Source organism: Profundibacter sp., assembly GCF_056498605.1.
This window is the reverse complement of sequence record NZ_JBSMEZ010000167.1, coordinates 1-11,357: the sequence shown is the minus strand read 5'-3', so window position 1 is coordinate 11,357 and position 11,357 is coordinate 1. Positions and strand designations below refer to the sequence as shown.

Here is an 11,357-nt window from a genome sequence, read left to right as displayed (position 1 = left end):
CCTTGAGAGTGTTACTCGATGCCTTCGTGGCAAAACACCCACATCTAGCAGACAGCATTTGTTCGGATCAGGGTATTCGATTGATGAATGTTGATAGCCAGATAGCAGCGCATGTTCTGGAGCACTTCACCAATCAGGGAATTCCAGTGTTATGTGTCCATGATAGTTTTATCGTAAATCATGAACTTACACAGGAACTAACCAAGGTTATGAAAAGCGCAACCCGCGCCTACATCGGCGGCTCACTAGCGGTCTCCCAAGACCATCCGAGCCTCGACCAGTATCTGGCCACCTCGGCTGATCACACCGTAAACGGGTATTGGTCAATAAGGAACCCACCACAAAGGACGGCTGGCTATCGGGGGCGGGGGGAGCGGTTTCTGGGGCGCTAGTGCGGGGTGTAGTGTGGGGTGTTATGGGTGCTGCTCTTCCATTACTTATACCTATTCCCCCTCCCCCCAGATACAGGGGCACTTATTGGGGCACTTTAGCTACCAGACGACCCCACCGGCCCTTATTCAACTGTTCGAAAGGTGCTGGCTGGGACGGTAGGATTCGAACCTACGATCTGCGCTACCAAAAAGCGTTGCCCTACCACTAGGCCACGTCCCAACTGGAGCGTTTTACATTTCTCTAAATCAAATATCGAAAATTCACCCAACTCTGGGGGGGGAATTCTGATTCAGGTTAGATGCAAATTGCTCTGGCGGGTAGATACGATGCTGGCAATGACTCTTCAAGCCCCGAAATGGGAAAAATATCCAACCATTTGTGCTATTCTTCTAATGCGTCCCGGTTTAGCAAGTCGTTTGCACTCGTATCTATCCGTTCGGCCTCGATCATACGTTCCAGTTCCTGATCGCTTGAGGATCCCACGTTCTCGACCGAGTTATCTGTATCTTGCGCAGGGACGCGTTGTTTTTTGCCTTTGGCAGCTGCTGGAGATGTTTTTGCAGTTTTGCGGGTTGGCTTTTTGGCCTGCTCCAGCAGGGCTGCCCTGATTTTCCGGATCGACTCGCCGCGGGCAAGTGACAGGTCGCTTTCGTGCTGGTCGAACCATGCCGAAACGCGCAATGTTACGCTGTCTTTGCTGGCGGATTCGATCCAGACGCTAGGGGCAGGGGTTTCAAGCACGAAAGGCAGGGATTGTAACGTGTCCAGCACGATGCGGCGTTGCTGTTTCAGGTCTTTGCCAGCGTCAATGGTTTGATCAAAGTGAAAACGGCGGGATTTATTGCGGGTGTAGTTGATGATGCGGCTTTTGAACACGGTCGCGTTGGGGATGCGGATGTGGTTGCCATCTAGCGACAACAGGATTGTCGCGCGTGATGTCAGACGGATCACCTTGCCCATATCGCCGTTGATTTCGATCAGATCATTGGGCCGGAACGGTTGGCGCATGGACAACAGGATCGAGGCGATAAAGTTCTCAACCGTGTCGCGAACTGCAAAACCAATCGCCAGACCAATAATCCCGGCGGCCCCCAGAATGGTCGATAACAACGCGGTGGCGCCGATGATATCAAGCGAAACAACGACGGCGGCGATGATTGCGGACACACGGATAACCTGCCGATAGATATCGGCAATAAAGGCGTTCGGCGCGATCCGGTTCCACGGTTGTTTGCGTCGTGCGATGAAAAATCCGATGAATACGATCAGCGCGAAAACCACCAGCGCCACCATCGCCAGCGGCAAAAAGGCGGCGGCTTGTTGTATCCGCGTCCAGAACCGCTCAATCGCGGGGTTCAGGCGTTCAACCAGATCAGTGGTTTCGGTGACGTTGTTTTCAATGGTGACTACGCTGTCAACCCTGCTAACCAGTTCCCCGAGCCGCGAAATTGCATCCCCGTCAAGGGCCGTGCCGTTGAGCGAAACGATGCCCGAGGACACCGTAACGGTGACGTCATCATAGCCATCCAGCTCGCCCAGAATGTCGCGGATACGCACCGCGATGGCGGCGTCCTGCTGGGCGCTGTCCTCAACCTCGATTGTGCCGGTAGGCTGGGCTTCACCGCTGTCTTGGGCATAGGTTGGAAGGGACAGGAGCAGAAGGATAAGTAGACTTTTGATCAGGCGCATCGGGAAAATCCGTTTGTTGAAATTTGACACAGCTTAACCGCGTCAAATTCGCAATGCCAGTCAGATAATCCAGACCTATAGCGGATTGTCCTAGATCGTTTGGTCGTAATCACCCACGCTGGGTTCGGTCCGGATCACAGCGTCAATATCCTTGAAAATGGTCCGCATTTCGGCGTCGCTTTCGGGACTTTCACAGACCACCACCAGATTGGGTGTATTGCTTGAGGCCCGCACCAGCCCCCACGCGCCATTGTCCAGAATGACCCGCGCACCGTTCACGGTGACAACTTGGAATATTTTGCGCCCTGCGATGCTGCCGCCGTCCTTATGTAATTGCACCAGCTTGGCCACCAGCCGTTCCAGCACATCATATTTTTCCGTGTCGGAACAATAGGGCGACATGGTTGGGGTGGCGAATGTTTGCGGCAGGGCACGGCGCAGGTCGGACATGGATTTATCCGGATTGCGATCCAGCAATTTGCAGATTTCAACGGCAACGCGCATGCCGCAGTCGTAACCACGGCCAATCGGTTCAGCCAGAAAATAGTGGCCGGATTTTTCAAACCCCGCCAGTGCGCCAAGTTCCTTGACGCGGCGCTTCATGTGGCTGTGACCGGTTTTCCAGTAATCAGCCTTGGCGCCGTATTTTTGCAATTCGGGATCGGATGCAAACAGGCCGGTTGATTTCACGTCCGCCACGAAGGTTGAATCCGGATACAGCTTCGCATAATCCCGCGCCATGATCACGCCAACCTTATCGGCAAATATTTCTTCGCCCGTATCATCAACCACGCCGCAGCGGTCCCCGTCACCATCAAACCCAAGCGCAAGGTCCGCGCCGGATGCTGTGACAGACGCAGACATATCATGCAGCATTTCCATTGCTTCGGGGTTCGGGTTGTAATGCGGGAAGGTGTAGTCCAGCTCGTTGTGGGATGGCACGATTTCAACGCCGATGCGTTTGAACACCTCGGGCGCAAAAGCCGAGGCGGTTCCATTACCGGTGGCGCAAACCACCTTCAACTTGCGACTCATTTGGAAGTCGCCAACCAGATCGTCGATGTAGGCGTCCATCACCCCGTCAACAAATTCGTATTTGCCGCCCTCATGGGCCAAACCGCGGCCACCCAGCACAATATCTCGCAGCTCGTTCATCTCGTCAGGGCCGTGGGTCAGCGGGCGCTCAAATCCCATTTTGACACCGGTCCAGCCGTTTGGATTGTGGCTGGCAGTAACCATTGCCACGGCAGGCGCGTCCAGATGGAACTGGGCAAAATAGGCCATTGGCGACAGGGCAGGGCCGATGTCTTTGACGTGGATTCCGGCCTGCATCAGCCCCAGCATCAGCGCGTTTTTAATCGACAGGGAATAATCGCGGTAATCATTGCCAACAGCGATCACCGGCTCGATCCCGTGCTGGCGCATTTGGGTGCCCAGACCCAGGCCAAGGGCAGTGATGCCTGCTAGATTGATATCATCAGGGTATTTCCACCGCGCGTCATATTCGCGGAATCCGGTCGGGGTGATCATTGGATCACGCAGAAATTCCCAAGTGTTTTCGCGGACTTGCTGGATTGGTTTCTTCACGGTTCTATCTCGCTATTGGCTATGATTTCCGGATATTACGCTGATACCTGTTCGCGCAAGATTGACGCGGTCAATGACATCATCAGATAGGCGCCGGCAAAGATCAGGAACGCCAGAATGGTGTTCTCGAATTTGCGCGGATAGGTGGCCTCGTCCGGCGGTATCGGGCTAACTCCGAGCGACAAGTAACGGGTCTGCCGGTTGGCTTCGATGCGGGCGGTTTCAAGCTGCTGTAAAGCGGCCTGCATCATCAGATTTCGGGTTTCCAGATTGGCCTGCGAGACCGCCAATTCACTGGTGACCCGCGCCAGAGATTCGCCGTTAGATGTGCCTGCCGTTAATTCGGCATAGTATCCGGCAATCTTATTCTGGAGGGATGCTATCTTGCGTTCGAGCGGCTCTACTTTGGCAGGATTGGGTCTTGCATTGGATTTCAATTCCTCAAGGGTCAGCTCGTCCTGAACCAGAACTTGCTCAAGCGCTGAAATTTTGCTTGTCAGCAGACTAATAGCCACATCACTGCTAATAATGTTGGATTGTTCCTTCAGATCGATAACCCGTTCCTGAGCGGCAAGCATTTCCTTTTCCGCATCCTCATAGCTTTGGCGCGCCCCTTTCATCTGATCTGCGCGCAAGCGGGTTGTCATATGGTCAACCTGATCTTCTGCATATGAAATCAGGGCATTGGAATAGGCCGCGCTTACATCGGGATCAGCGGCGACGACCTCCATTTTGATGATACCTTCGGTCGGATCATAACTGATGTTAACACGGCGCTGGTATAGCTTGTATGCGGTCTCGTTGGTGGCGTCACTGGCAAGCCGCTGGATAGGATCGATCCAGTCTTGGGCGAAATGGGCCTTATACCCGAGGTCGTCATTCAGGCGTAGCATTGCTTCGCGCGATTGCAGATAACTTTGCACAGCTATGGAATCTTGCGAGGTCGCAAGGCCTGTGCCGCCAAACAGGCTACCAATCCCGCTGCCCGCCCCCTGAGCATTCGCCTTTTGGATGACAAACTGGGATTTGGTTCCATACATCGGGGTGGCGATTGCATAGTAGTAATAGCCAACCAGAAGTGTGGGCAACAAAACAAAGAAGGCCAGCCGCGACAAAAGCAGCGTCAGTTTTTTGCGGCGCCGTTTGGCAATATCGCGCTGGATGGCAATAATTTCTTTGGCGCGAGCACCCGCCGTGTCCACCTCGGTTGATGGCAGATTGGGCTGGCCAGTTGGGACGGTTTGTGGCAATTGCGGCTGGGTTTCCTGCGGCGCTCCATCCGCAACAACCAGTTCCAACATGTTTGCCCGTTGAAACGGATCAACGCCTTTGGCCCGCAAAAGGCGGACCGCGTCAAAATCGGATGTCGGTGCCAGGCCGTATTTCTGCGCCACACGCCGCGCCATGCGCAATTGTCGCCCGGTCAAACCTTCTTTGCGGATGTCATCGATGCTTTGCTCGGTTGCGACCTCGCGAGCGTCCGACACGTCACTGCCTATTGCATCCTGCACTGCTTGCGCAGTTGCTGCCGCCGCGGGAGCAGCACTGAGCGACCCGCTGCGGCGGATACGATATTTTTTGGCTTTAGGCTTCGTAGTCATAAAGTTGCTTTGCCTCTTCCAGAGTATCGAACATATGCAGTCTGCCATCCCGTAGCACCGCTGCCGAGCGACAGAACTGCTCCAGTACTTCGGGTTTATGCGAAACGATCAGCACGGTTGTAGTTTTCAGTCGTTCTCGCAAGATGTCACCTGCTTTTTTATTGAATTCCGTGTCGGTTGTCGACGGCATCCCCTCGTCGATCAAATAAAGGTCGAAATCCAGCGCCAGCATCAGCGAAAAACTGAACCGCGAGCGCATCCCCTGACTGTAGGTGCCGACCGGCATATCAAAGTATTCCTCAAGCCCGCACAACCAGCGACAGAACGCCTCGATGTAGTCGGGATCCAGCCCGTATAGCCGCGCGATATAACGCGAATTTTCCATCGCCGACAGTTTACTGATCACGCCGCCCATGAATCCCAGCGGAAATGAAACGCGGCAGGTTTTGATGATCTGGCCCTCATCCGGTTTTTCCAGCCCCGCCATCATGTTGATGATCGTGGTTTTGCCGGTGCCGTTTTTGGCCAAGATGCCAATGGAATTGCCCAGTTCCACACGAAAAGAGGCGCGATCAAGGATAACCTTGCGCTGCGTTCCTGTCCAAAAGGACTTACTTACATTTACAAACTCGAGCATGTATTGCTCCGGCTCTGCCTCTAGTTGCCGTTACCCTTAGCGGGTTTTGGTTAACAGCTGCTCTAAAGCAGCTTTACGACATTATTATGTCCCAGTTGCTGTTGGAACTCCATTGATGAATGGCGAAATATGGTGAATTTGGTTATATTATTTCCAATTTGCAAGCAATAGCGCCAGAAATCGGGCCGAGTTTTGTCTTTGTTTCCGATTCGGCAACTATTAGCCAAAGAAGCTAATGATCAGTGTTGCCCCCAACAATACCGAAATCCAGATCACCATTGATCCTGTTGGCCATGCGCTGGCCATGCGCCCTTCGGGGCCGTGTGAATGGTATAGGCCCGCGATGATGTTCTTGATCCGTGCGCCCAGAAACGCGAGCGTGCCGTTCCAGATTGCACCAACCACGCCCGCGATACGGCGGATTATGCGGGGCAGCAACCAGCGGTAAGTCCAGTCCGTATCTAGATTGACCGCACGCACCTCTGGCGGATGGATGCCGGTGCGCATCAGGATGCCAAAGGCCAACAATGCGAATAGTAAAAGTTGTAGTTGCCCAACCACATGGCTGGTGGTGTAAGGGGTGAAATCGACATCATAGGGCAACAGCGCATAGAGCGGGGCAGGGTAGACGCCGATGGCGATACACAGAGCTGCGGTTAGCCCCATTGCCAGCAACATATGCGTTGGCGCTTCTTTGGGGCGCATGCCGCTGTCATGGGCGAAAAACATAAAGAACGGGATTTTGATGCCTGAATGCGACAGCACGCCCGCCGAGGCAAACACCAGCGCCAACCAGACGATATACATCTGGCCCGATGCGGCTTCGTCCAGAATGATCGATTTGGTCACAAAGCCCGAGAACAGCGGGAAGGCGGAAATAGACGCTGCCCCGACCAGACAGAACATCGCGGTTTTGGGCATAGTGCGGTATAAGCCACCCAGTTCCGACGCTTTTGATGTGCCGGTGCGAAACATCACCGCGCCAACCGACATGAACAACAGCGCCTTATAAAGGATGTGCGCAAAGGCGTGGCTGGCGGTGCCGTTCAGCGCCATTTCAGACCCGATCCCGATGCCCACCACCATGAAGCCAAGCTGGTTATTTAACGAATAGGCCAGCACGCGGCGCAGATCGTTTTCGATCTCGGCGAAAAAAATCGGGAAGACGGCCATGATCACGCCGATATAGATCAGGATTTCAGTGCCCGCAAACCCGCGTGCCAGCGCGTAAATCGCTAGTTTGGTGGTGAAGGCCGACAGGATCACCGTGCCGGTGATGGTCGCCGCCGGATAGCTGTCTTGCAACCAGTTGTGTAGCAGCGGAAACGCCGCCTTAACGCCGAACGACAGAAAAATCAGCCATGTGCCGAGTGAGCCGAGTGTCATGTTTTCAAAGGTAATGGACCCCGTGTCGCGGTAGTAGAGCGCCCCCCCTGCAATCAGGATCACGCCCGATCCAATCTGGATGATCAGATAGCGCATACCGGTGTGGAACGCGCCTTCGGTTCGGCGCGCCCAAATCAGGAACACCGAGGCAATCGCGGTGCCTTCCCAGTAGAAAAACAACGTGATCAGATCGCCGGCAAACACCGCCCCGATGGCAGATCCGGCATAGAGGAGGGCGGCTACCTGTTGCACTGTATCGCGTATGTGCCATGCGTATAGGTTGCCCAGAAACGCCGCGAGGCAGAAAATCAGGCCGAACATGCGAGACAGTTTATCCACCCGCATCAGGTCCAGTTCGAAGTTGAAGAACGGCATGGTAAGTTGCGAGCCGATCTCTAAACCCCAGACCTGCCACGCCGCGATTACCGGCACAATCAGCAGCAATGCGCCACGCAGGTGGCCTTGGGGCAGGGCGAACAGGGCAGCTGCGCCGATGAAGAACAGAAATGCGGTGGGGATCTGGTCAAGCATCATGATCGACCTTTCCCAGTCCGGTCTCGGGGTATTCCTCGCGATCCACAGCTTTATCGCCGTAGAAATCCTCGGGCCGCTTGATCAGCACGCGCAAGCCTTTGGCAGCAAGGATCAGGCCGGTGAACATGATGAAGCCATAAATGCCGAAAAATCCAGGCAGGTTTTCGATGTCAAAGAAGCCGTGTTTCTCGAATGTGAAATCGGCCAAAAACACCAAAACACAGAGCACCACCAGCGCCCAGAAAATTTTGTTGGCGCTGCCAGGCTTGTCTACCCACAGCAGCATTCGCCCAAGGGCGGGGAGTTTGGCTGGGTCGGTTTCATGGTCTGACATGATTAGGCCTTCCCTTCTTTGGCGATCAACGTCTGGGCCCAGATTAGGGCATCTTCCTTCGGGATTGTCAGCGACTTGGATATTTTCCACGCCAGACGGTTTTCGTTCAGATCGGGAAATCGGCGTCGCAGTTCTTTTAATTCCAAAAGCCGCGCTTTGGGCAGATCGGCGCAGATGGCGATGGTTTCGTCAATCCCCAGACCGAAATGCGCCCGCAGTGCTTTGCGAATATACAGTTCGCGTTGGCCCTGCTTTTGCAAACGCTGACCATAGGCGTGTCTGCCCTCATCCGTTTTCGGAGTGTCTGTCATGTAATCGCTCATTGTGCGCCCCCTACAATTGGCAGCAGGAAATCCCTGATATTGGTGGCGTAGAAAAACAGCAACAAACAGCCGAATGCCGTGATGGCCGGTGGTAGCCAGACCAGCACGGGAGACTCGGCGATTTTGACGGGTTCCGCGTTTGCCTCGGCTGGCCAAAAGAAGCCTTTGCCGACAATCGACAATAGGTAGGCAACGTTCAGCAACGAACTCAGCATCAGCACCGCGATCATCACCTGTTGACCCGCGTCCGCCGCGCCGACGATCAGCAGCCATTTACTCCATGATCCGCCCAGTGGCGGCAGACCGATGATCGACAGCGCCCCGATCAGGAACGCGCCATAGGTGATCGGCATGATCCGCCCCAGCCCGTTCATCTGGCTGATGTTGGTCTTGTGGGTCGCAACATAAATCGAGCCTGCACACATGAACAAAGTGATCTTGCCCATCGCGTGCATGGCGATGTGCATGCCGCCGCCAAGTGCGCCCATCGAGGTGGCCAACGCCATGCCAAGGGTGATGTAGGATAGCTGGCTGATGGTGGAGTAGGCCAGCCGCGCTTTCAGGTTGTCCTTGGTCATCGCCACAATGGACGCCGCGATGATGGTATAGGCGGCCACCCACATCAGCCACTCGGACGCCCCCGTTTCGGCCAGAAAATCAATACCGAAGATATAGATTCCGACCTTAAGCATGGTGAACACACCTGCCTTGACCACGGCGACCGCATGTAGCAGGGCACTGACCGGCGTCGGCGCAACCATCGCGGCGGGCAGCCAGCGGTGGAACGGCATCAACGCCGCCTTGCCAATCCCGAATGCGTATAGCCCCAACAACACGGCAACCATCGGTCCCGCAATGTTGCCGCGCAGGATTCCGCCTTGGGTGAAGTCCAGCGTGCCGGTCAGGGTGTAGGTCCAGATTACCGCGACCAGCAACAGGCCTATTGATGTGCCCATCAAGATACCCAGATAGGTGCGTGCGCCGCTGATGGCTTCGGGCGTGCCTTTGTGGGCAACCAACGGATAGGTCGACAGGGTCAGCATTTCGTAAAATAGGAACAGGGTGAACATGTTGGCGGAAAACGCCAGTCCCATGACAGCAGCTATTGCCAGTGAGAAGCTGGCGAAGAACCGTGTGTGGTTGTCCTCGTTATTGCCGCGCATATAGCCGACGCCGTAGATGTGGGTCAGGATCCACAGGCCCGAGGCGAGGATGGCAAACATCAGGCCCAGCGGTTCAACGTTAAAGGCGATGCTTAGGCCCGGGAATACCTCAAACAACACCAGCGGATCGGTGGTGCCGTTGCCCACATTGGTCAGGATCACCAGCACGGTCAGGAATGTGGTGATGGCGGCGACCAGCGTCATGCCATCGCGTAAATTGGCAAAGTTGCGCAGCAGCAGGTTGCCTATGGCCGCGGCGGCAGGGACCAGCATGGTCAGCAGGATGGCGGTGTTAGTGTCCAAGAGTCGAACCTCCAGCAACAAAGCCGTTCAACAACCCATCAGCCGCAGTTCGTGCCGCCGTCATCGTTAGCTCGGTATCCAACCCGAACCAGATGGTTGATAGTGCTATGATCCACATCGGGATCAGCATTGACAGCGGGGCCTCGCGTCGCGTCGCATCAATTGGTTGCTTCATATAAAGCACCTCGATCACCCGCCACACGTAGATCATTGCTAGCAAAGAGGATGCCACAACCGCCAGCGCAATCCACCACCACCCTTGCTCAATCGCGGCCTGCACCAGAACCCATTTGCTGATAAATCCGGCGGTGCCTGGAACCCCGATCAGCGACATGCCGGCAATCACAATGGCAAAGCTGGTCCATGGCATGACTTTGCCCATCCCTTCAATCCGCGCATAGAAAGAACTGCCTGACCGCAACACCAACGCGCCAACACCCATGAACAGGGCGGCCTTGGTGATGCCGTGGTTGAACAGATGTACAATGGCGCCGGACAGGCCGGTGTTGGACAGCAGCCCGATGCCCAGCAGGATATAGCCGATTTGCGCGATGCTGGAATAGGCCAGCATGCGTTTCAGATCGGACTGGAACACAGCGATCAGCGAGGCCGCGAACATCGCCACCAGCGCCAGCGGCATCATCAGCCATTTTACGGAATTCATTTCAAACAGGAAATCCGGCTGAAACACTGAAAACATGAACCGCAGCAGAACGTAGATCGCAACTTTGGTCGCGGTGGCGGCCAGAAAGGCGGATACGGCAGATGGCGCGTAAGTATAGGCGTTGGGCAGCCACAGATGCAGCGGGTAAATCGCCACCTTCAGCCCCATTCCCACCACGATAAAGGCGAACGCGGTCATGATGGTCCGGTCAGTCCCGTTAAGGGAAATATAGGCGGCAATATCGGCCATATTCAGTGTGCCGGTGCCCGCGTATAAAAACCCGATACCGATGACAAAGAAGGTCGCGCCAATGGTGCCCATGATCAGGTAATCATAAGCGGCGGTCAGGGCGCGTTTGTCCTGCTTTGCGCCCATCGCCACCAGCACATAGGTGGACAGCGAGGAAATTTCCAGGAACACAAAGACGTTGAACGCATCGCCCGTGGCGACCACGCCCAATAGGCCGGTGAAACACAACAGATATGCGGTGTAGAACAGGGTGTGATGGCGTTCTGATATCTCGGATTTGATGCTTTGCACCGTGTAGGGCATTACGATGGTGCCAATCGCTGACACCAGCAGCAATACGAACGCATTGGCCGCATCAATCCGGTATTCAATGCCCATCGGCGGAGCCCAGCCGCCGATGTGATAGGAAATCACCCCGCTATCCAACACTTGCAACAACAGCTTTATTGAAATCAGGAACGAGGCAAGGCTGGCAGGGAATGCAATTGGCCAAG

Annotated in this window: 10 protein-coding genes and 1 tRNA gene; 1 reads left to right on the top strand and 10 read right to left on the bottom strand. The window is 55.1% G+C overall.

Annotated features, from left to right (window positions below; translation table 11 throughout):
- Positions 1–392: hypothetical protein (locus tag ACWB12_RS16885; RefSeq protein WP_479531268.1), on the top strand; the 392-nt coding region annotated here is incomplete at its 5' end.
- A gap of 145 nt (positions 393–537) precedes the next feature.
- Here ACWB12_RS16885 and ACWB12_RS16880 read toward each other — a convergent pair.
- The 10 genes from ACWB12_RS16880 to ACWB12_RS16835 form a co-directional block, all read right to left on the bottom strand.
- A tRNA-Gln gene (locus ACWB12_RS16880) sits at positions 538–612 on the bottom strand.
- A 162-nt stretch (positions 613–774) separates the two neighbouring features.
- Complete coding sequence (locus ACWB12_RS16875; RefSeq protein WP_479531267.1) at positions 775–2,082, bottom strand: mechanosensitive ion channel family protein; 1,308 nt, start codon at positions 2,080–2,082, stop codon at positions 775–777.
- A 90-nt stretch (positions 2,083–2,172) separates the two neighbouring features.
- Complete coding sequence (locus tag ACWB12_RS16870; protein WP_479531269.1) at positions 2,173–3,612, bottom strand: phosphomannomutase/phosphoglucomutase; 1,440 nt, start codon at positions 3,610–3,612, stop codon at positions 2,173–2,175.
- A 92-nt stretch (positions 3,613–3,704) separates the two neighbouring features.
- Positions 3,705–5,270 carry a KpsE/RkpR family capsule polysaccharide export protein gene (locus tag ACWB12_RS16865; RefSeq protein WP_479531266.1) on the bottom strand — a complete coding sequence of 522 codons (1,566 nt, stop codon included), beginning with the start codon at positions 5,268–5,270 and terminating at the stop codon, positions 3,705–3,707.
- Entirely contained in the window at positions 5,254–5,907 is a 654-nt protein-coding gene (locus ACWB12_RS16860; RefSeq protein WP_479531265.1) for an ABC transporter ATP-binding protein, read from the bottom strand. The genes ACWB12_RS16865 and ACWB12_RS16860 overlap by 17 nt, the downstream gene beginning before the upstream one ends.
- Positions 5,908–6,126: 219 nt before the next feature.
- On the bottom strand, positions 6,127–7,827 hold the full coding sequence (locus ACWB12_RS16855) for a Na(+)/H(+) antiporter subunit D (RefSeq protein WP_479531264.1): 1,701 nt from the start codon (positions 7,825–7,827) through the stop codon (positions 6,127–6,129).
- The gene (locus ACWB12_RS16850; RefSeq protein WP_479531263.1) at positions 7,817–8,161 is read right to left on the bottom strand and encodes a hypothetical protein; all 345 of its coding nucleotides are present in this window, start codon (positions 8,159–8,161) and stop codon (positions 7,817–7,819) included. Before ACWB12_RS16850 ends, ACWB12_RS16855 begins: the two co-directional genes overlap by 11 nt.
- Positions 8,162–8,163: 2 nt before the next feature.
- Positions 8,164–8,484 carry a hypothetical protein gene (locus tag ACWB12_RS16845; RefSeq protein ID WP_479531262.1) on the bottom strand — a complete coding sequence of 107 codons (321 nt, stop codon included), beginning with the start codon at positions 8,482–8,484 and terminating at the stop codon, positions 8,164–8,166.
- Positions 8,481–9,950 carry a proton-conducting transporter transmembrane domain-containing protein gene (locus tag ACWB12_RS16840; RefSeq protein WP_479531261.1) on the bottom strand — a complete coding sequence of 490 codons (1,470 nt, stop codon included), beginning with the start codon at positions 9,948–9,950 and terminating at the stop codon, positions 8,481–8,483. Before ACWB12_RS16840 ends, ACWB12_RS16845 begins: the two co-directional genes overlap by 4 nt.
- Positions 9,940–11,357: monovalent cation/H+ antiporter subunit D family protein (locus tag ACWB12_RS16835; protein ID WP_479531260.1), on the bottom strand; the 1,418-nt coding region annotated here is incomplete at its 5' end. The genes ACWB12_RS16840 and ACWB12_RS16835, both read right to left, overlap by 11 nt.

Bases quoted from the DNA above. Each gene is read 5' to 3' on its own strand.
- ACWB12_RS16875 (WP_479531267.1), bottom strand. From the start codon at position 2,082: ATGCGCCTGATCAAAAGTCTACTTATCCTTCTGCTCCTGTCCCTTCCA.
- ACWB12_RS16870 (WP_479531269.1), bottom strand. From the start codon at position 3,612: ATGATCACCCCGACCGGATTCCGCGAATATGACGCGCGGTGGAAATAC.
- ACWB12_RS16865 (WP_479531266.1), bottom strand. From the start codon at position 5,270: ATGACTACGAAGCCTAAAGCCAAAAAATATCGTATCCGCCGCAGCGGG.
- ACWB12_RS16860 (WP_479531265.1), bottom strand. From the start codon at position 5,907: ATGCTCGAGTTTGTAAATGTAAGTAAGTCCTTTTGGACAGGAACGCAG.
- ACWB12_RS16855 (WP_479531264.1), bottom strand. From the start codon at position 7,827: ATGATGCTTGACCAGATCCCCACCGCATTTCTGTTCTTCATCGGCGCA.
- ACWB12_RS16850 (WP_479531263.1), bottom strand. From the start codon at position 8,161: ATGTCAGACCATGAAACCGACCCAGCCAAACTCCCCGCCCTTGGGCGA.
- ACWB12_RS16845 (WP_479531262.1), bottom strand. From the start codon at position 8,484: ATGAGCGATTACATGACAGACACTCCGAAAACGGATGAGGGCAGACAC.